The 18,768-nt window shown below is 69.4% G+C and carries 20 protein-coding genes; 9 read left to right on the top strand and 11 right to left on the bottom strand.

What is annotated here, in order from left to right:
• The first annotated feature begins 153 nt into the window (after nt 1-153).
• Both CF15_RS08420 and CF15_RS08415 read left to right on the top strand, forming a co-directional pair.
• Nucleotides 154-729 carry a hypothetical protein gene (locus CF15_RS08420; RefSeq protein WP_168371381.1) on the top strand — a complete coding sequence of 192 codons (576 nt, stop codon included), beginning with the start codon at nt 154-156 and terminating at the stop codon, nt 727-729.
• Between the two features lie 59 nt (nt 730-788).
• Nucleotides 789-2,240 (top strand): MATE family efflux transporter, encoded by a 1,452-nt coding sequence (locus CF15_RS08415; RefSeq protein ID WP_058371554.1) that lies wholly within the window; start codon nt 789-791, stop codon nt 2,238-2,240.
• 9 nt (nt 2,241-2,249) lie between these two features.
• Here the strand turns inward: CF15_RS08415 and CF15_RS08410 are convergent, their stop codons facing one another.
• Nucleotides 2,250-2,501 carry a CDGSH iron-sulfur domain-containing protein gene (locus tag CF15_RS08410; RefSeq protein WP_058371553.1) on the bottom strand — a complete coding sequence of 84 codons (252 nt, stop codon included), beginning with the start codon at nt 2,499-2,501 and terminating at the stop codon, nt 2,250-2,252.
• Between the two features lie 414 nt (nt 2,502-2,915).
• On the bottom strand, nt 2,916-3,311 hold the full coding sequence (locus tag CF15_RS08400; RefSeq protein ID WP_058371551.1) for a hypothetical protein: 396 nt from the start codon (nt 3,309-3,311) through the stop codon (nt 2,916-2,918).
• 104 nt (nt 3,312-3,415) lie between these two features.
• Between CF15_RS08400 and CF15_RS08395 the strand changes: the two genes are divergently transcribed.
• On the top strand, nt 3,416-4,120 hold the full coding sequence (locus CF15_RS08395; RefSeq protein ID WP_058371550.1) for an HAD-IB family phosphatase: 705 nt from the start codon (nt 3,416-3,418) through the stop codon (nt 4,118-4,120).
• Between the two features lie 125 nt (nt 4,121-4,245).
• Here CF15_RS08395 and CF15_RS08390 read toward each other — a convergent pair whose 3' ends face one another.
• Entirely contained in the window at nt 4,246-5,724 is a 1,479-nt protein-coding gene (locus CF15_RS08390) for a hypothetical protein (protein ID WP_058371549.1), read from the bottom strand.
• Nucleotides 5,725-5,774: 50 nt separating this feature from the next.
• A complete protein-coding gene (locus CF15_RS08385) occupies nt 5,775-6,842 on the bottom strand; it encodes a Gfo/Idh/MocA family protein (RefSeq protein WP_058371548.1) in 1,068 nt (355 codons plus the stop codon).
• A gap of 88 nt (nt 6,843-6,930) precedes the next feature.
• On the opposite strand from CF15_RS08385, the gene CF15_RS08380 reads away from it, so the two are divergent.
• From CF15_RS08380 to CF15_RS08370, 3 genes are read left to right on the top strand one after another with little or no spacing between them, the layout of a single operon-like run.
• Nucleotides 6,931-8,127, top strand: a complete 1,197-nt coding sequence (locus tag CF15_RS08380; RefSeq protein ID WP_058371547.1) for a nucleotide sugar dehydrogenase — start codon at nt 6,931-6,933, stop codon at nt 8,125-8,127.
• A 28-nt stretch (nt 8,128-8,155) separates the two neighbouring features.
• The gene (locus CF15_RS08375; protein WP_058371546.1) at nt 8,156-9,130 is read left to right on the top strand and encodes a UDP-N-acetylglucosamine--N-acetylmuramyl-(pentapeptide) pyrophosphoryl-undecaprenol N-acetylglucosamine transferase; all 975 of its coding nucleotides are present in this window, start codon (nt 8,156-8,158) and stop codon (nt 9,128-9,130) included.
• 57 nt (nt 9,131-9,187) lie between these two features.
• A complete protein-coding gene (locus CF15_RS08370) occupies nt 9,188-10,399 on the top strand; it encodes a glycosyltransferase family 4 protein (protein ID WP_168371380.1) in 1,212 nt (403 codons plus the stop codon).
• Here CF15_RS08370 and CF15_RS08365 read toward each other — a convergent pair.
• Nucleotides 10,396-11,394 (bottom strand): glycosyltransferase, encoded by a 999-nt coding sequence (locus tag CF15_RS08365; RefSeq protein ID WP_058371544.1) that lies wholly within the window; start codon nt 11,392-11,394, stop codon nt 10,396-10,398. The two genes, CF15_RS08370 and CF15_RS08365, sit on opposite strands and share 4 nt — an antisense overlap.
• A 152-nt stretch (nt 11,395-11,546) precedes the next feature.
• Between CF15_RS08365 and CF15_RS08695 the strand changes: the two genes are divergently transcribed.
• Both CF15_RS08695 and CF15_RS08690 read left to right on the top strand, forming a co-directional pair.
• The gene (locus CF15_RS08695) at nt 11,547-12,824 is read left to right on the top strand and encodes an alkaline phosphatase family protein (RefSeq protein ID WP_083494635.1); all 1,278 of its coding nucleotides are present in this window, start codon (nt 11,547-11,549) and stop codon (nt 12,822-12,824) included.
• Nucleotides 12,778-13,035 carry a hypothetical protein gene (locus CF15_RS08690; RefSeq protein WP_083494634.1) on the top strand — a complete coding sequence of 86 codons (258 nt, stop codon included), beginning with the start codon at nt 12,778-12,780 and terminating at the stop codon, nt 13,033-13,035. The genes CF15_RS08695 and CF15_RS08690 overlap by 47 nt, the downstream gene beginning before the upstream one ends.
• A gap of 145 nt (nt 13,036-13,180) precedes the next feature.
• Here the strand turns inward: CF15_RS08690 and CF15_RS08350 are convergent, their stop codons facing one another.
• Nucleotides 13,181-14,134, bottom strand: coding sequence for an NAD-dependent epimerase/dehydratase family protein (locus CF15_RS08350; RefSeq protein ID WP_236698219.1), 954 nt, complete (start codon nt 14,132-14,134; stop codon nt 13,181-13,183).
• Nucleotides 14,135-14,428: 294 nt separating this feature from the next.
• On the opposite strand from CF15_RS08350, the gene cysC reads away from it, so the two are divergent.
• Nucleotides 14,429-15,007, top strand: coding sequence for an adenylyl-sulfate kinase (cysC, locus tag CF15_RS08345; RefSeq protein ID WP_058371570.1), 579 nt, complete (start codon nt 14,429-14,431; stop codon nt 15,005-15,007).
• Here cysC and CF15_RS09320 read toward each other — a convergent pair.
• The 5 genes from CF15_RS09320 to rfbC all read right to left on the bottom strand — a co-directional run bounded on the left by CF15_RS09320 (nt 14,973) and on the right by rfbC (nt 18,768).
• Nucleotides 14,973-15,095: a hypothetical protein gene (locus tag CF15_RS09320; protein WP_269082838.1), complete on the bottom strand. Its 123-nt coding sequence runs from the start codon at nt 15,093-15,095 to the stop codon at nt 14,973-14,975. The genes cysC and CF15_RS09320 overlap by 35 nt on opposite strands.
• 108 nt (nt 15,096-15,203) lie before the next feature.
• Nucleotides 15,204-16,565 (bottom strand): alkaline phosphatase family protein, encoded by a 1,362-nt coding sequence (locus tag CF15_RS08340; RefSeq protein WP_083494633.1) that lies wholly within the window; start codon nt 16,563-16,565, stop codon nt 15,204-15,206.
• Between the two features lie 14 nt (nt 16,566-16,579).
• Nucleotides 16,580-17,740, bottom strand: a complete 1,161-nt coding sequence (gene sat / locus CF15_RS08335; protein WP_058371540.1) for a sulfate adenylyltransferase — start codon at nt 17,738-17,740, stop codon at nt 16,580-16,582.
• 26 nt (nt 17,741-17,766) lie between these two features.
• The gene (locus CF15_RS08330) at nt 17,767-18,012 is read right to left on the bottom strand and encodes a ribbon-helix-helix domain-containing protein (protein ID WP_058371539.1); all 246 of its coding nucleotides are present in this window, start codon (nt 18,010-18,012) and stop codon (nt 17,767-17,769) included.
• Between the two features lie 186 nt (nt 18,013-18,198).
• Nucleotides 18,199-18,768 (bottom strand): dTDP-4-dehydrorhamnose 3,5-epimerase, encoded by a 570-nt coding sequence (gene rfbC, locus CF15_RS08325; RefSeq protein WP_058371538.1) that lies wholly within the window; start codon nt 18,766-18,768, stop codon nt 18,199-18,201.

The following is an 18,768-nucleotide window of genomic DNA, read 5'->3' as shown; positions in this document are numbered from 1 at the left end:
GGGGCTACCCGGCCGGCGCCCCGGGCCTCGTGGGATGCGGGAGGCGGGAGGGGATCCTATAACCCTGCCAGGGGCTCGCCGCCCCCGGGCCTCGGAGGGTTTATAGCAAGCAGCCCAGCCCCCAACGCCCCTGGGTCATTGGGTGGAGGAGGAGTGGCTCGTCGACGCCGCCGGGGCAGAGGCAAGCTCGTGGCAGCGCTGCTGGCCGGGGTCTTCATCGTAGTGCTCACCCTGGAACTTATAGCAATGTTCTCGCCCGCCCTCCTCGGCCTCGTGGGCAGCCGCAGGCACAGGTACAGCGTCACAGTCTACGCCCCCGCGGGCATGGAGCAGCAGGCAGCGCTGCTCGCCAGGCAGGTGGCGGCGAGGCTCGGAGTCAAGGACTACCGTGTAGAGCCCGTGGCCGCCAATAGTAGCAGCGGGCTGATGTCGGTGGTGCTCTACGACAAGGGGGAGCCGGTGCTAGTACTCTTCACCAGCAGTGTTGAGGGGATAAGCAGCCTGGTCTACCAGCTAGCCTCCCAGCTGCTGCCCAGGGTGGAGCAGAACGCTACGCTGCGGAACGCGACGCTCCTCTACGCGGGCTCCGCGGGGATATTCCTCCTCCCCAAGAACGCTACCTTCGTGGACCAGTTCGTGAGGAGCATCATATCCTCCCACGCCTCCACAGAGTCCAGCACATCCTCCAACACCACCTCCACCGCTGCGAACGCTACCGCGCCTGGCTAGCACCTCGGCCCCCGGGGATGGGGGGCCTCGCTAGGAGACGGGCATAGGGTAGAGGCGGCGTGGCGGAGAAGAATGGCGACGGGCTCTCCAGGCTCCGGGAGCGCATCCTCTACCAGCGGAGCATCCCACGCCTCCTCCTATGGCTCGCCGCCCCCCTCATGGTCTCGGGCAGCGTTAACGCGCTCTACCAGCTCGTGGACACCCTCTGGCTCTCCAGGCTAGGGAGCGCGGCCCTCGCAGCGCCCTCGGTCTCCTGGCCCTACCGGGGCATACTGGGGAGCATAGGCTTCGGCCTCGCCAGCTCGGTCTCAGCGCTCGCAGGCCAGTACATCGGCGCCCGGCGCTTCGACAGGGCCTCCCGGGCCGTGGGCAGCGTGCTCGGCATCCTCCTGGCGATAGGGATCCCGGCCTCCATACTGCTCATCCTGGGCCTCGGCCTCTACCTGGACGCGATGCACGTGCCCCCGGACGTGAAGCCCCTAGCTGCCAAGTACCTGGCGGTCCTCATGCTCACCGTGCCCCTGACCTACATCTACCTAGTCTTCTCCTTCGCGCTGAGCGCGGCGGGGAACACGAGGACCCCGACGAAGGTAAGCGTGGCCTCCACCCTGTTCAACGCGGTGCTAGACCCCGTCCTCATATTCTGGGCCGGCCTCGGCGTGCTGGGCGCGGCCCTGGCCACCGCGGCCGCTGCCGCCCTCTCGGCTGGCTACGCCCTCCACAGCTTCGCCACGGGGCGGCACGGCTACCGCCTGGGGCTCCGCGACCTGGTGCCCGAGAGGAGGCTGCTCCCCCTCATAGCCAGGGTCTCGGGCCCCTCCGTGGCCCAGAGGCTTGCCACGAGCCTGGGCTTCGTGTTCATGGTCAGGGTTATATCCGGGCTCTCCACGCCGGTTATAGCAGCCTACTCTATAGGCCAAGTCATACTGGACATAAACTGCATGATAGCTATGCCCCTGGCCAGGGCTACGGGCATAGTGGTGGCCCAGAGCCTCGGCGCCGGCATGAGGGAGCGCAGCCGCCGCGCCGTGGCGGCGGGGGCGGCTATGAGCCTGGCCGCCTCAGCGGCCTACATAGCAGGCCTCCTGGCGCTACGCGGGCCCTTCATAGGCGTCTTCACCAGCGACCCCCGGGTCGCGGGCGTGGCCAGCGACATGCTCGCCGTGTTCGCCCCCAGCATACTAGGCTTCAACCTCTTCGCGCTGGCCAACGCGGTGGCTAGGTCGAGCGGCCACACCCTCTTCATATCCATGGTCGGGATAGCGAGGCTTTGGCTGCTGCGCATACCCCTCTCCTGGCTCCTAGCCTACCACCTGGGCCTAGGCGAGCGCGGGCTATGGGCCGGCATGGCTGCCAGCAACTACGCCGCGGGCGCAGCCTCCGCCGCCTGGCTCCTCTGGGGCGGCTGGGCCGAGGCAGTGGTAGAGGAGGCGCGCCAGGGGGAGGCCAGGCCCAGGACGCGGCGCCCCTGGGGCCTGGGGCGGGAAACCCGGGAACCCGGTAAGCCCTGAGAGCCTTTGCTAGACGCTGCGCAGCCTCTCGGCTCCGAGCAGCTTCTTCAGCTCCTCCTCGCCCACCTCGCCGACCCGGTTGCCCTCCTCGTCGTATATGTACAGCTTGCCCTCCTCCTCGTCCCTTGTCTTCAGGTGGCTGCCGTCACAGAAGGGGTACTTCTTGCTGAGCCCACACATGCATATAGCAGCTACGGTCACGCCGCGCCGGTCCTTGACGGGCACGGGCCCCCTGGCCCGGTGTATGATGAGCCGAGCCATCCCCCTCCACCGGGGCCCGTGGCCCAGGCTCCCGGGTATCAGCGCTGCCCCGCCCGCTACCCCTGCTGCTCCGCCTGCAGGGGGCGCCGCGGCCCCGGCTGAGCCGGGGGCAGCCCACCAGCCTGGGCCGGGGCCTTGGGCTCCAGGATCCTCCTGCAGGGCTTGACCAGCGTATCCTCCAGCCCCGCCCGGGCCTCCACCGGGTGCCGGGCGTAGCGGGGGCTGCCCCGGGGGGCCACCGCTGCCCCGCCGGCGGGGCCCCGGGAGCCCGACCGGGGCGAGGGCCGTGGAGCTGTAGACACGGGCTGCCATAGGGGCCCAGTGCTAGCTACCGGGCCGCCGGGGCCAATACCCGGGGCTAGGGCTTCAGGAAGCTCGACTCTAGCAGCCGGACGCTGAGCCTCTGCGGCCGCTTCAGCGCCCCCGGACCTCGGCCTCGAGGCTCCGGAGCCAGCCGGCCTCCTGGTCCCAGGAGGCCCTCACCCGGAGCACAGCCCCCATGAACCTGAGGCTCTCCTCCGCTGCCCCGCCGGGGAGGCTCCCGGGCTCCGTGTAGAGTATCCCAGGGCCCACGCCCCGGGTGAAGAAGGAGGCCAGGTCGACCCTGTTGCCGCGGGGGATCCTCTGCTCCCCCCGGAGCCCCCGGGCTACCAGCTGGGCCAGCGGGTCCCGCAGCCCCCGCACCTCCTCCGGCCGGACGCGCACCAGGAAGCCCTCCTCGTCCACCCCGGTTATCTCCACCCGGATCCTCATCCTGACCCCGGTGCTAGTCTCCACCCCGTAGATGATGTAGTCCCCCGGCCTGGGCACGCTCCGGCGCCTCCACGTTCCCTCCAAAGCCAGTGGTATGGGGAAAAACCGCTACCGGCCCAGGAGGCGGTGGAGGCCGAGGAGAGGCACCGGGGTGGCCCGGCGTGGGGGAGCAGCATCGCTGCAGGATAAGGCTAGCCGTCTTCGACGTCGACGGGGTGCTGCTGCCCATCAGAAGCAGCTGGGGCTATATCCATGAGAGGCTCGGCACCAGGGAGGCCAGCAGGCTGAACTACAGGCTGTTCATGGAGGGCAGGATAGGCTACTGGGAGTGGATGTTCCTCGACACGCTGGCCTGGATAGAGGCGAGGCCCGGCATAACCCGCTGGGATCTCGAGCAGCTGTTCGAGAGCATCCCGGTCGGCGAGGACGCGCGGGAGGCAGTCCGCATACTCCGCGAGGCCGGGATAGAGGCGGCCCTGGTCAGCGGCGGGGTAGACGTGGCTGTGGCGAGGGTGGCCAGGGAGCTGGGGATACGGCACTGGGTCTCCCCGGCCCTGGCCTTCGACCCCTGGGGCCGCCTGGTCCCCGGCGGGGAGCCGAGGCTGGAGGCCGACAGGAAGGACCGCGCGGTGCTGAGCCTCGCAAGGCGCCTGGGCTACACTATGAGGGAGGTGGCATTCGTGGGCGACAGCCGCTGGGACCTGCGGGGGATGCGCGAAGCCTGCCTAGCGGTAGCGGTCAACCCCCACGACCCCCACGTGGAGCAGGAGGCGGACTACGTGGCCAGGGACCTGGTCGACGCGGCCTACTTCATACTCGAGCACTCGACGGCCTGGAGGGCCGGCCGGAGGCGGCCGGGGCGGTGAGGCCAGCGGAGTCCAGGCCGGCCCTCCAGGCTGCCGGGTAGGCAGCGGCAGCCCCCCGGGGCATCCCGGGGGCTCCGGGCTGCAGCCGTAGCCCTGAAGGGGCGCCACGGGGTGTTGAGAGGGGGCTAGCCCCTGCGGGGCGCCCCTGGGAGCCTGGCTAGGGCGCGGCGGAGGGTGGCGCGCACCAGCCCGTCCACGGCGATGCTCAGCGCGGTGTAGAGTGTGTAGGCCTCGGCCAGGGGCGCTGCTAGGAGGCGTAGCTCGCTCCAGAACCTGGGGGCCGGCGGCCCGGGGGGCGCCGCGGGGAGGGAGGCCAGCGCCGCGAGCGCCGGGTAGAGGACGAGCATGCGGGCCAGCCCGGCCAGCAGCCTCCCCCTCTCCCCCGGCGGGAGCCTCCGGTACGCCTCCACGGCCGGCACCAGGAGCCTGGCGGACGCCATGGCGAGGAGCGCAGCCGCCCAGGCCGCCACGGCGGCGGCCCGCCCCCCGGCCAGGGCCAGGCCCAGCGCCTCCGCGGCAAGGTAGACGGCGGGGGCCAGGAGGTACCGCGTGTTGAGCCTGGCCACGTCGGCCGCCGCCTCCCCCGCGGAGCCCCTTATCAGGCCGAGGGCTAGCTGGGAGAGCCCGTCGCCGGCCACGAGGAGTAGCCCGGCGGCAGCGGCCAGGGGGACGGCCCCGGCGGCCCAGCTGTAGCCGGGGTTCAGCAGGTAGACGTAGTGCAGGGGGTGGAGGGCCGCGTAGACCAGGAGAGGCGCCGCCGCCCAGACCGCGAGCCTCACAGCGTTAAGCGCCGAGCCCGCGTCCCCCGTGGTGAGCACGTAGGAGTGGAGGTACCGGAACCCCCAGAGGAAGGCCTCACCAGCCACGAGGAAGAGGCTGGTGGCCGCGAAGAAGCCCGCCACGACCCCCGGGCCCCAGAGGCGGTAGCCCAGCACCACGTCCAGCCCGTAGAGGAGCTGGGCCAGGGCCCCCGGCGCGGTCGAGTAGGACGCCCGGAGCCACTCCCGGAGCAGCCCTAGGGCCCTGGCGGGCCCCGGCCACGCCAGCCCCCTCCCCCGGGCCCAGCGGAGGGCGGCCAGGGAGCCGGAGGCGTAGGCCACGGCGACGGCCAGGAGGGCCCCGGGGAGCCCGGCCCCCAGCAGGTAGACGAGGGCCACCACGCCCAGGCTGTAGAGGAGCCTGACGAGCAACACGGCGGCGGCCGAGCGCACCGGCCTAACCGCGTCCACAACCGTGGCGGCCATGGGCCAGAGGGCCAGCGCCGCCAGAGCCGCGCCCGCGAGCAAGGCGACGGGGCCGCCGCCCACCAGCATCCAGGCCGCAGCCGCCCCCGCCGCGAAGCCCAGGGCGCTGGTGGCGAGCGCCGCCAGCAGCCCGGCGGCGGCCGCGCCCTCCACCCCCTCGGCCACGTACCTGTAGACCCACATGGTGATGAGCGCCTGGGGGAGGAGGATGTAGCGGTTAAGCCTCTTGGTGAGCGTCTGGTAGGCGGCGTAGCCCGCGGGGGGCAGCCGGCGGACAAGCACCAGGGAGGCGGCCGTGTTGAGGAGCAGCGCGGCCCCGTAGAGGAGGACGCGGAGCGCAGTGGAGAGGAGCACCCCCATCCCGTGCCGCCACCGCCCTTGCCTCCCCTCCCCGGGCCCCCGGGGGGCTTCTAGCCCGCGCAGCCGCGGGGCCCGCTGCAAGCCTCCACGGCCTCGCGGTACCGGCGGTAGCCCTCCAGCGCCCTGGCGAGCAGCTGGCCGTGGTCCCGGTAGGCGCTCGTCTCCTCCAGGGCCAGGTCCCTGCCCCTCACGGCCGCCTCTAGGCCGGCGGCGCAGACCAGCATCGCCGCCAGCCCCTGGTGGATGTCCACGAGGGGGCTCCTCCCCTGCTGGAGGGCGGCTAGGGCGTGGAGGTCCTCGAGGTATAGCGGCTCCTCCTTCTCCACCCGCACCCGGGTCTCGCCCAGCTCCGTGTAGAGCCGGAGCTCCTGGGCCATGTAGTCCAGCGTGGCCGTGCCCCTGCTGCCGGTGAGGTAGAGGAGCCGCTGCTTGAACGGGGTTATCCTGTTCACCTCGAGGCTGGCATAGCCCCAGGTGAAGCCTAGGACTAGGAGGGCGTAGTCGTTCAGCCCCGAGACTATCCTGCCAAGAGTGTAGGCCCGCACCACCACCGGGGCCTCCAGGGCGAGGGCGAGAGCGTTATCGGCCTCGTGCACCCCGAGGTCGTAGACCACGTCCGTGTCCCCCGCCCTCGGGGCGAAGGGGCCGACCCTCCTGGCCACCAGGGTGAGCGGCTCCCCGATCAGCCCCCGGGCGGCGAGCCGGTGGAGGGCCCAGACGGCGGGATTGAACCGCTCCACATGCCCCACCGCGGCCCAGGCGCCGGCCTCCTCCACAGCCTCCACGAGCCTGGCCGCCTCCTCCAGGCTCGCGGCGAGCGGCTTCTCGACGAGCAGCCCCCTCACGCCCCGCTCCAGCAGCTCCACGGCCACTCTGTAGTGGTGGCGCGTCGGCACAGCCACTATGGCCAGGTCCACGGAGTCCCTGGGCAGCTCCCCCACCCGCTCCAGGGGCCTGCCCCCGTACCGGGCCGCGGCCAGCCCCGCCCGGCCGCGGTCGACGTCGACTATGTAGGCTAGCTCCACAAGCCCCGGGTGCTCCCGCGCGATCCTCGAGAGCACCCGGGCGTGGGCGGACCCCATGTAGCCTGCCCCGACCACGGCGACCCTGACGGCCATCCAGCGGGCCCTGCTCCGGCGGGCCAGGGGCTGGATGGATAATAATCCCTCAGCCCCCGGGGCCACGGGCACGGGGCCTGGTAGGGTCTTGGCCGGCGCCTGCCCTAGAAGGCTGGCCGTGATCGGCGGGGGCTTCGTGGGGCTCCACGCCGCGGTCCACGCCGCCCTCCGGGGCGTGGAGGAGGTTGTGGTGGTCGACATCGACCCCGGGGTGGTTGAGAGGATAGAGTCGGGTGACGCCTCGAGGCTCCACGTGAGGGAGCCCTACGTTGTCGAGAACTGGCCCCGGGTCCGGGGGAGGATTAGGGCGTCGACTAGCTACGAGGCCGCCCGGGGCGCAGAGGCGTTCATAGTAGCGGTCCAGACCCCGCTCCGCGGGGGCAGGGTGGACTACACCCCCCTCCGCCGCGCCGCCGAGGGCCTGGCGGGCGTGGTCAAGCCCGGGGCCCTCGTATCCTCAGAGGTTACCATCTACCCGGGCGGCACGGTGGAGCTGCTGGCCGAGCCCCTCTCCCGCCTCACCGGGCTCCGGCTGGACGAGGAGCTGCTGGTCGCCCATGCCCCGGAGAGGCTGAGCCCCGGCTCGGCCCGCTGGACCCCGGAGAACATCCCCCGGGTGGTGGGGGCCGTCGGGCCCCGGAGCCTGGAGGCGGCGCTCCGCCTCTACCGCGGCTGCCTCGGCGTCCCCGTCCACCCCGTCGACGATATTCGCGTCGCCGAGGCGTCCAAGCTCCTCGAGAACTCTTTCCGGCTCCTAAACATATCCTTCGTCAACGAGCTTAAGAGGAGCCTGGACAGGCTGGGGATAGACGTCAGGAGGGTTATAGAGGCCGCCTCTACCAAGCCGTTCGGCTACATGCCCTTCTACCCGGGGCCCGGGGCCGGCGGCGCCTGCCTCCCCAAGGACGCGCGCATGCTCGAGGAGTACACCGGCTCCCTGCTGCTGAGGATAGCCCGCCACGTAAACGAGACCCAGCCCCTCTACTACGCGGCCCTCCTCCTCAAGAGGATACGCAGCCACGGGGCGAGGAGGATCCTCTTCTACGGGCTCGGGTTCAAGCCCGGCTCCCCCTACCCGGCCAACAGCCCGGTGCTCCGGGTGGCCGAGGAGCTGGCGCAGCTCGACCCCGGGCTGGAGGTGAGGAGGTACGACCCCCAGATACCCTGGCTGAGCGACTTCGCGGGCGAGGAGGAGGCCCTCGACTGGGCCGAGCTGGTGGCTCGCTGGGGCTACCGGGGCCGCCCCACCAGGGGCAAGCCGGTGGTGCAGATCGAGGACCTCTAGCCACGCCCAGGGGGCCCGGGAGGGGGCGTTGGGGGAGGTGCTGCTCACCGCCGCGCCGGGCGGCCACAGCGGCTACGCGGCCGCGATAGCCCACTACCTCCGGGGGATGGGGCTCCAGCCCGTCTTCATAGCCGCGAGGGGCGACGAGCTGGCCCGGAGGAGGCTCTCCAGGCTCGGCAGGGTCGTCGAGATAACCATGCCCCGGCGCCCCGGCGAGCCCCTCGCGGCGACCATCCACCGCTGGCCCCGCGCCCTCGCCGAGGCCCTGGGGCTGGTCGAGAGGAGGCACCGGGTCCTAGTCAGCTGCGGGGGCAACCTCAGCATAGCCCCGGCGCTGGCGGCGAAGCTGAAGGGCCTGAGGCTCGTGAACCTCGAGAGCATCGTGAGGCTGACCACGCCCGGCCGGACCCCAAGGCTCCTCCGCCCCCTCGCCGACGCCACGCTGGTCCACTGGCCGGAGCAGCTCCGAATCCACCCCGGCGCCCTCGTCGTCGGCCCAGTCTACGAGCCCCCACGCTACCCGCCGCGCGACGAGGGGTACATACTCGTCACAGCGGGCACCATGGGGCACCCCAGGCTCTTCGACGCGGTGGACAGGCTGGCCCCGCCCAGGGTGGTTATGCAGACCGGCCGGGTCGACCCGGAGCCCTACCGCAGGAGGCACCCCGGCTGGAGGGTCTTCCGCTACGACCCGGACCTGGACAGGTGGATAGCGGGCGCGAGCATAGTGGTGACCCACTTCCCCGGAATGACCTCCGCGACCGCGGCCCTGGCCTACCGGAGGCCGGTGGTGCTCGTAGCGGCGCCCCACCTCAGGCTATCGGCGAGCCAGCGGGACGGCCCACCCTACGCCGAGAAGATAGGGGCAGTCTACCTGCCGGACCCCACCCCCCAGGCCCTGGCCAGGGCGATGGAGGAGGCCCGGAGCCGGGAGCCCCCCAGGCACCCCAACGGGGCGGAGAAGGCGGCCGAGATAATAGCAAGGCTGTACCGCGGCCTCTAGCCGGCCCCTATGGGGCCTGCACCGGGTGCCCAGGGGCGGCCGGGAGAGTGGAGGGAGTTGAATAGTAGCGGCGTGAGGATAGGTGTGTACTTCGACCGGTACGAGCCCGCCTGGGAGGTCAAGGACCCTGGGCAGATAGTGCTGGGGCTGAACGACCTGGGCGTGGAGGCAGAGCTGATAACGGTGGAGAAGCCTAGCCTCAGGGGCTACCAGCAGATCCCGCTCAGGTTCGTGCAGGCGGGGGAGGCGTCCCGGCCAGAGTACTGGCGCAGCACACCCTACGACGTAGTCATCATCTACACGTGGCTTGGAAGACCCTACCTGCCCATAATAGCCGCGCTGAAGAAGGCCGGGAAGAAGGTCATAGTGAAGGGGGATATAGACGGCAGGCTATGCTACCCCGCGTTCCCCAGGAGCGTTTACCGCACCAGGAAGGTCGGCAAGCTGCTGAGGCACATGCCCGGCCCGCTGAGAGCACTGGCCGAGAAGACCATAGCTAGGCTGAGGACGCTCCCCAGAAGAATAATACCGCACCTGGAGGCCGCCGACGCCCTGGTCCTCGAGTCCCCGCAGGCCAAGGCCAACCTGGCGTACATCCTAGTGTACTGGGGCAGGCCGGACCTAACCGGGAAGATCCACTTCATACCCAACCCCGTGGCAGATGATATAGCGAGGGCCCCTATACCGGCGAGGAAGAAGAGGAAGATAGTGGCTGTCGGCAGATGGCATGACGTGGCGAAGAACACCGGCACCCTGGCCCGGGTGCTCTGCAGCTTCGCCAGGGCCATGCCGGACTACGAGGCCGCGGTGATAGGGCCCGGGGAGGAGACGGTCAGGAGGTACATGGCGGAGGCCTGCAGAGGGGACCCCGCCCCCTCCATCAGTGTTCTCGGCCGGGTCCCACACGGCGAGCTGGTCAGGCACCTGGGCGAGGCCAGGATACTCTTCATGCCCTCCAACTGGGAGAGCTTCGGCATAGCCGCCGCGGAGGCGGTGTCGATGGGCTGCAGCATAGTGGGGACCCCCATCGAGAGCCTCATGTACCTAACCGGGGGAGGCTTCTCCGGGACCCTAGCCCCCGACTTCAGCGAGAAGGCCCTCCTCGCCGCCCTGCTGACAGATGTCCAGCGCTGGGAGGCCGGGGAGTACGACCCAGGCGAGATAGCCTCCTTCTGGCGCAGCAGGCTCAACCGTAGAACGGTGGCGAGGAGCTACCTGGAGCTAGCCGCAAGGCTGCTAGAGGAGGGCGGCCGGCAGCGCCACGCCTAGAGCCTCTCGAGGATCCTGGCCAGCCTCTCCAGGCTCCCCGTCGACATCCTTCTCAGCCTCTCCAGGGTCTCCTCGACTGCCTCCGCGACCCCGGGGCCCCCGGAGAGGCACCTGTCGATGGCCTCCGCCACCCCCTCCACGGTCGGGGGGAAGAGGCAGGGGTAGCCCGGCCCCAGCACCTCCCTCAGCGTCCCCGTCGCGGATGCTAGGAGGGGCTTCCGGTAGGCCACCGCCTCCCAGGCCGCCGAGAGCATCGTGTACTCCCTCGTCGTAGCCGCCACCACGGCGGCGGCGTGGCTGAGGAGCCAGGCGTACTGGGGCTCGGGGAGGAAGCCGGTGAGCACTATGGAGCCCCGGCTCTCCCGGGCCAGCCTCCTCAGCCTCCGGTGGAGCCCCGGCCTCCTCCCCGGATCCCCGGTCACCACGAGCCTGTAGCCCCCGGGGGCCCCTGATGCGAGGAAGCCCCTGGCCACGAGCTCCAGGGGCTCGTCGGGCGCCCAGGAGGCCGGGACGAGGATGTACCCCCCGTCGCCGAGGTCTAGGGCTGGCCTCTCCAGCCTAGCCGGGGGCCGGGGCAGGGGGTCGTAGACCACCAGCACCCTCTCCCCCGGCAGCCCGGCCCTCCCCAGCAGCCTCGCCTCGGGCTCGTTGTGGGCCAGCACCAGGTCGGCGCGGCGGAGGAGCCCGCGGAAGGGCCGGTTGAGCAGGAGCCCCGCCGGCGAGCTGTAGACGAGGAACCCGGTGTGCACGTCGGCCACGACCCGGAAGCCGAGGCGCCCGGCCAGCGTGGCCACGCGGAGGAGCAGCGGCCCCTGCGGCAGCTGCACGACCACGGCGTCCGGCCTGGCCTCCTCCAGCGCCCTGGCGGTCTCCCTCCAGGCGCGGATGTAGGGGGGCCTATCCCGGAGGAACAGCAGCCCGGCCCCAAGGGCCCGGGCGAGGTCGCGCGTCCTCCGGCTAAGCCGCGCCCAGGCGACGAACACCAGCCGCTTCATCCCAGCCGCATCCCCCCGGGGCTATGGAGCCCTCAGCCGCTATCCCCCGGCGGCGGGGCTTGATGAAGCAGATTTAAGGACTGGGCGATCCCGCCGCCCCTCTGGAAGCCAATGCCGGAGAGGGCTGCGGTACCAGCAGTAAGGTGGTGTAGTTGGCTAAACGTGTATGCCTAATAGGCCTCGACGGCGTCGGGCCAGGCAACCTTAAGACCATGCTGGAGAGTATCCCGCTCAACGCGCTATCCAGCATAGCCGGCAAGGGCTTCGCCTCCCCCGCTCCCTCGATCCCTCCCTACACGCCCCCCGCCTGGACGAGCATATTCACCGGGGTGAACCCCGGGAAGCACGGCATATTCGGCTTCTACGTGGTCGAGCAGGGCGAAGAGGGCTTCAGTATCCGCGTGGCATCGTCCCGCGACGTCATGTACCCGCGCGTGTTCGAGATAGCCGCCATGAAGGGGCTTAGGAGCGTCGTCATAAACGTGCCCCTAACCTACCCCGTATCCCAGCTCCTCGCGGCCCGGAACCTTGTACTCGTCAGCGACTGGTCCTCCCCCCGGCAGTTCATCCACCCTAGAGGCTATGAGGCCAGGTACTCCGAGTACCTGGTCGAGCCTCCCCACCAGTGGAGCAGGGCCGCCGACACAGACTCCTATGTGAAGATGGTTGAGGAGTTTCTCGAGAAGAGGCTAAACATCTACTATGACCTGCTCGAGAAGGAGGACTACAGCCTCTTCGTCATAGTGTTCAGCGAGCTCGACTGGCTCATGCACAGGATCCCGGACATAGTCGAGGGCAGGCAAATGCATAGAGTCTACAGGATCGCATCGATGATAGACAGGTTTGTCCGTAAAGCTAGCGGCGAGTGCAGCCTGCTTATACTCGCGAGCGATCACGGCTTCCGCGTCGCACGCGTGCTCGTGGGTGTAAACAGCATCCTCGCAGACAGGGGCCTGATAGACTACCGGTACCACGTGGCCCGGGGGGGCAGAGCACAGCGCCACGGAGCCGGGCAGCGGCAGCTCCCCCAGCAGCGCCCGGGGCTCCAGAATACGCCCCCTCCTCCGGCTGGCGAGGAGGCTTATACCGAGAAGCCTCCTGAAGAGGATAAGGCCACTGATCCCTCTACAGGTGGAGGTGAACTACTCCACAAGCAGGGCCTTCATGCTCGAGACGGGCAACCTGGGGGTGTACGTGAGGAGGGGCTACTGCGGCGCCGTGCGCCAGGCACTGCAGGGCATCAGCCAGATACGGGGCATAGCCTCGCGGGACGAGGTCTTCTGGGGGCCCTACGTGGAGAGGGCGCCCAGCCTACTCCTCATACCGGGGCCCGACGTGTTCTTCGACGCGAACATACATGCAGAGCCGCTCCACAAGGGGTATATGGGCGTCCACGAGCAGCACGCGCTAGTAGCCCTGGCGGGGGATGAGGTATCCGCCCCGCCCGCCGGCGAGGAGAGGAGAGCCTCCATCTACGACATCACACCCACCATACTAGCGTACCTCGGGCTCCCACTACCCCACGACACGGATGGCAGGCCTCTGGCAGACGCCTTCGCCACAGGGCTCAACGCGGCCGGAAAGGCCAACTACACAAGCCTATTCAGGAGGCTACGGAGGCTACAGCTCCTGAAGCCATAGGAGGGGCCCTGCGGGGAGCCGTGAGGGCTGGCCCCCGCGGGCAGGGGTGCAGGCACCGTGGCGGCCAGGGTGCTCCACGTTCACGTGTCCTTCGAGGTGGCCGGCGGCGCTGGGCTACTCTCGTTCGACCCGGCGTCTGCCCTGTCTACGGCTCTACGCGCCCCCTATAGTACTTGATCGTCTCCCTTAGGCCTTGCTCCAGGCCTGTCCTGGGCTTCCAGCCGAGCTTCTCCTCCGCCAGCCTGATTGAGGCTACGCTCCTCCTAACATCCCCCGGCCTCGGGGGCTTGTGGAGCGGCTCCGGGCAGCCCCCGCCCAGGAGGCTGCAGAGCATCCTGTAGAGCTGGTTTATGCTGGTCTCCCTCCCGGTGCCTATGTTGGCTGGGCCCGTGTAGCCCGCCTCTACCGCCCGGAGCATGGCCTCAGCCACGTCCCCCACGTAGACGAGGTCCCGGGTCTGCTCGCCGTCGCCGTAGACCACCGGCGGCTCCCCGCGGAGAAGCGCCTCTATGAACCTGTACACCACGCCCGCGTAGGGGCCCGGCCTCATCCCGGGCCCGTAGACGTTGAACAGGCGGAGCGCGGCCGGCCTGAGCCCGTAGGCCCGCTGGTACTGCCAGAGCAGGGTCTCCCCGGCGAGCTTCGACCAGCCGTAGAGGCTGACCGGCTCCAGGGGATGGTTCTCGTCGATGGGGAGGTACCTGGGCTCCCCGTAGACCGCCGCGCTGCTGGCGTAGACAATCCTCTCCGCGTCGAGGAGCCGGGCCAGCTCCAGCACGTTCAGCGTACCCTCTACGTTCACCTCCAGCGCCAGCCGCGGCCTCCCCCATGCCTCCTCGACGCCCACCACCGCGGCCAGGTGGACCACGGCCTCGACGTCGCCCCGCCCCAGCCCAGCCTCCCCCACGGCGTGGAGCAGGGTCTCCCAGCGGGAGACGTCACCCCAGACAACCCGCGCACCCAGCCAGCGGAGGCGCATGGCGGCCCCAGCCGAGCCCGGGGAGTAGAGGTTGTCCACCACAACAGCCTCGTAGCCCCTCTCGAGCAGCAGCCCCACTACATGCCTCCCGACGAACCCAGCGCCGCCCGTGACTAGCACGGCCAAGCCCAGGCCACACCCACAGCCCCCCGGGGATGCAGGGCTATACATCACCCACGCCATCTATAATGGCTTGGAGCCCATCTCGGCCAGCAAGAGCGGAGAAGCCCCCACCCGAGCGCCCGGTGGGCGAGCGGCGCCAAGGCCTGCGCCGAGGGGCGGAGCCGGAGGCTGGATGCCAGCTCTCCCTGCTGCCCCCCATCACCTCTCCGGCTTATTGTGGCCTGGCTCCTTGCTGTGGGCGCGAGGCTTATCCAGCTCGTGGGGCCCGCGGGGCTGGGAGGGTGGCTGGGGATGCGCTGCCTGGAGCGCGGGGTTGTCGCGTGGCTCACCGGGCTCCCCGCGAGCGGCAAGACCACGATAGCCCTGGCTACCGCTAAGAGGCTACGCTCCCTGGGCTACCGTGTCGAGGTCCTGGACGGGGACTGGGTGAGGAAGACCATCAACCCGGACGCGGGCTACACGCGGGAGGAGAGGCGGCGCCACCTCCTCCGCGTCGCCTGGATAGCCCGGCTCCTGGCCCGGAATGGGGTGATAGTGGTCTGCAGCTTCGTCTCCCCCTACCGCGACGTGAGGAGGGAGGTCCGCAGGATAGTCGAGGAGGAGGCCCCCTTCCTCGAGGTCTACGTCCACGCTCCCCTCGAGGAGTGCATCAGGAGGGACCCTAAGGGGCTCTACCGCCGCGCCCTCCGCGGGGAGATAAGCCACTTCACCGGCGTGAGCGACCCCTACGAGCCCCCCGAGAACCCCGACCTGGTGCTCGACACGGTGAGGAATACTGTGGAGGAGAACGCGGAGAGGCTGGCCGCGAGGATACTGGAGGCCCTGGGAGAGGGGGCTAGAGGTAGCCCAGGGAGCGGAGCCTCTCCCTGACCCGCTCCTCGTCCTCCCTGCTCATCCCCTCCTCCTCCCCGCCGGTCTCGAGGGCCTCGCGGAGCAGGAACTCCACCAGCTCCTCCACGCTGCTGAAGCCCCCTGCTCCTCTATGAACCTCCGGGCCTTCTCGTACAGCTCCCTGCTTATCTCTATGGAGACCTTGTCCCCCATGCTCTCCACCCCTCCGGGGGCCTCACCGCCTGGAGAATATTATCTCTTCCAGCAGGCCGCGCACCCCGTGTATATCAATCACCCCCGCCTCGCCGGGGCTCACAGTGCCCTCGGGGTCGTAGACAGCGAACACCCCGATCCAGTCGTGGACGGCGTCGTCGGGGCCGCGGTCGTTCTCCTCCAGGTAGGGGCTGGGCCAGCCCAGGGTGCCCGCCGGCCTCCAGTTGAGGTCGTCCAGGTAGAGCATGAGGTCCGGCGGGTCCCCGTTGACCTCCGGGTAGACCTCCTCGGGGCGCAGGGCAGTGTTCCTCCAGTGCTCGCCGCCCGGCCCCCTTATCCTCTCGAGGTCCCTCCGGAGCTGCTCGACCGTCTCCTCGTAGTACTTGGGCTCCACCGCGCCCCTCTTCTCCCTGCCCCGTAGGTTGATGAACACGCGGCTGTAGTAGCCTCCCCAGGCCCAGGCGACCGTGTGCTCCCAGTCCACCAGGTCCTCGGAGAGCTCCGTGCCGGGCTTCAGCTCCCCGGGGCTGGCGCGCAGCCGGAGGTAGCCCTGCTCGGCCAGCCACTGGTTGACCGCGAACGCGCCCCTCATAGCCTTGATGCCGTGGTCGCTCGCCACAACCACCACCGTGTCCCGCGGGAGCCTCCGGTGGAGCCTCTCGAACCACCTGTCTATCCTCCTGTAGAGCTCGGGGATCACCCTGCTGTACACCGGGTGCTCCTCGTGCCGGGGGTGCTCGGGGTCGAAGTACCTCCAGAAGGCGTGGTGCGCCCTGTCGACGGCTATCTCCACATATATGAATAGGTCCCAGCGCTTCCTCAGCGCCAGGTACTCCACCTGCCGCTGGTGGCTCTCCAGCATCGCGTAGAGGTCCCTGGCCACCCTGTCCTTCTCGCCGCTCCGGTACACTATGTCGAACACTGGAGGCCCCCCGGCGGCCTGCTCCAGCTCGCGGCGGAGCCAGGGCGGGAAGGTGTAGGGCTTCTCCGGCCCCGGGGTGGTGAAGTCGGTGACCAGGAACCCGTGGACCGGGCGGGGCGGGTAGGTGGGGGGCACGCCGTACACGCCCGCCCGGAGCCCCCTGCGGCCCGCCAGGTCCCATAGGGCCGGGTGTCGTATCCTCGTGCCGTCGACTATGTAGTAGCCGTACTCGCCCGGCCTCCGGTGCCTGAACCCGTAGACCCCCAGCTCGCCCGGCGTCCTCCCCGTGAACATGGCCATCCAGGCCGGCACCGTTATCGGCGGGTGGCAGCTCCTCAGCCGGTAGCGCCTCGCATCCCCCAGCAGCTGGCGGAGGTAGCTGAACCCGCCCCCGTCCATCCCCTCGTAGAGGACCCTCGGGGGCATCGAGTCGAGCCCCAGGAGGAATAGGCGGCGCGGCACCCCTCCCGCATCCCTCACCTCTCGTCCCCGGGCACGAAGGGGTCCGGGTGCCTTAGGACCACCTCCGCCACCTCCGGCCTCATCATGTACTCCGGCGGCCTCTCGCCCCTCCGGAGCATCTCCCGCAGCCTGGTGCCGCTGATCCTCACCCTGTACTCCTCGCCGTGGGGGCATATCTTCTCGTTGACCACCTGGCCGCACTTTCTGCAGTAGAACGCCTCCCTGACGAAGAGGGGGGTTATCCCTAGGTCCGGGAACTCCCTGAACAGCTCCCATGCCTCGTAGGGGCCGTAGTAGCTCCCGACCCCCGCGTGGTCCCTCCCCACTATGAAGTGGGTTGCGCCGAAGTTCTTCCTCACTATCGCGTGGTGCACCGCCTCCCGCGGCCCCGCGTACCTCATCTCCATCCTGAGCACGCTGAATACAACACTCTCCCTGGGGAAGTAGTTCTCCAGCAACACCCTGTAGGCCTCAACTATCACCTCGTCCCTGTAGTCGCCGGGCTTCTTCCAGCCCACCAGAGGGCTCACAAACAGCCCGTCGGCGAAGGTGAGCGCGGCCTTCTGCACATGCTCGTGGCCTAGATGGGGCACGTTGCGCGTCTGGAAAGCCGCTATAGTCCTCCAGCCCTTGGCCTCGAAGAGCACACGCGTCTCCCGGGGCCAGAGCCTCACCCTCTCAAAAGGCTCCGGCGGGTCCCGGAGGAGGAGGATAGGCCCGCCCACGAACAGCTCCTTCCTCCTCATAAGCCTGGCAACGCCCGGGTGCCCCGGGTCAGTGGTCTTAAACACGTTGAGGGCATGCTCCCTCCGGTCCCAGCCATAGATCTCCTCAACCCGGAGCACCGCCAGCGGCTCACCACGGTAGAAGAGGGCAACCTCATCACCCTCCCTAACCCCCGCCAGCTCGCCCGGAGAAGCATCAAGCACAATCGGGATAGTCCACGGCACATCACTGCTAAGCCTCATATCATGCAGCACCGAGAGGTAATCCTCCTGCACCATGAAGCCATCCAACGGGCTATAAACCCCATGCGCGATATTAGCGGCATCCGCAGCCAAGCCCCCGCCAACCTCCAGCCTGGGCATCTCCAGAGCCTCCCGCAGCAGCCTCTCCCTCGACCCACCCCGGGCAACCCTGTCCACAAGCCTACCCCCATGAGGACGCGAGACCACACCACACCACCCCGCCAATAGGAGGGCTACAGGTAGCCAAGCCTCCGAAGCCTCTCGAGAATAGCCTTCTTCTCCTCCTCACCAACCTCCCCGCTCCTCAGCCTCTCCTCCTCCATCTCCGCCACAACCTCCCGCAGCACATACGTCACAAACTGGGACACACTGGTGAACCCCGTCCCCTCGATAAGCCTCTGGATCCGCTCGTAGAGGGAGACCGGTATAGAGACAGTAGTGTACCTCCCCCTCCTGCCGCCAGAGCCGCCGGAGGCCAAGACCCCAAACCCCGCAGCCCCGGGGAGGACGAGGCATTAATTAAATATCATTAAAGACGCCCCGGGGCCACGAGAACGCCACCACCCCCGCCGGACAGCCCCCGCAGGGCAGCAGCGGTAGCAGCAAGGGAAGCCGCACAGCAACGCCGGCAGCAACAGCCGCGGCAAGACCGCTGTCCGGGGGCACTAGCCCCCGGGGTACTCGAAGTTCGTCTCCGCCCCGCGCAGCGGCGGGCACCTCTGGTCCTTCTCGCTGAGCAGGACGCCCTCCTTTATGGGCCAGTCCACGCCTATGTCCGGATCGTCCCACTTGATGCAGCGCTCGTGCTCGGGGCTGTACTCCTTGGTCACCAGGTATAGTACCAGGGTGTCGTCCTCGAGCGCCTGGAACCCGTGGGCGAAGCCTGGGGGCACCCAGAGCAGCCTGGGCTCGTTGGCGGCCAGCTCGACAGCCACGTACCTCCCATACCACGGGCTCCCCCTCCTGATATCCACTGCAACGTCCAGGATCCTGCCCCGGAGGACCGTGACCAGCTTACCCTGCTCCATCGGCCTGAGCTGGTAGTGCAGCCCCCTGACGACGCCCCTCCTCGACTTGCTCAGGTTCACCTGGACGAAGTCGTAGGGGATCCCCTCGGAGAGGAATGGGGTCCTCTTGTAGAGCTCCGCGAAGAAGCCCCTCTCATCGGGGAAGACCACGGGCTCGACCAGTACCACGTCGGGGATCCCGAGCCGCTTGAAGGACTTGAACGGCAA

Source organism: Pyrodictium occultum (assembly GCF_001462395.1).
Classification (GTDB): Archaea; Thermoproteota; Thermoprotei_A; order Sulfolobales; family Pyrodictiaceae; genus Pyrodictium; species Pyrodictium occultum.
The sequence above is the reverse complement of the archived record's forward strand: the minus strand, read 5'-3'. Positions and strand labels throughout refer to the sequence as shown.

What these genes read in the sequence shown, in the direction of transcription:
- CF15_RS08365 (WP_058371544.1), bottom strand. Translation starts at nt 11,394, where the DNA reads ATGAAGCGGCTGGTGTTCGTCGCCTGGGCGCGGCTTAGCCGGAGGACG.
- CF15_RS08385 (WP_058371548.1), bottom strand. Translation starts at nt 6,842, where the DNA reads ATGGCCGTCAGGGTCGCCGTGGTCGGGGCAGGCTACATGGGGTCCGCC.
- CF15_RS08390 (WP_058371549.1), bottom strand. Translation starts at nt 5,724, where the DNA reads ATGGGGGTGCTCCTCTCCACTGCGCTCCGCGTCCTCCTCTACGGGGCC.
- CF15_RS08410 (WP_058371553.1), bottom strand. Translation starts at nt 2,501, where the DNA reads ATGGCTCGGCTCATCATACACCGGGCCAGGGGGCCCGTGCCCGTCAAG.
- cysC (WP_058371570.1), top strand. Translation starts at nt 14,429, where the DNA reads ATGCGCTGCCTGGAGCGCGGGGTTGTCGCGTGGCTCACCGGGCTCCCC.
- CF15_RS08690 (WP_083494634.1), top strand. Translation starts at nt 12,778, where the DNA reads ATGGGCGTCCACGAGCAGCACGCGCTAGTAGCCCTGGCGGGGGATGAG.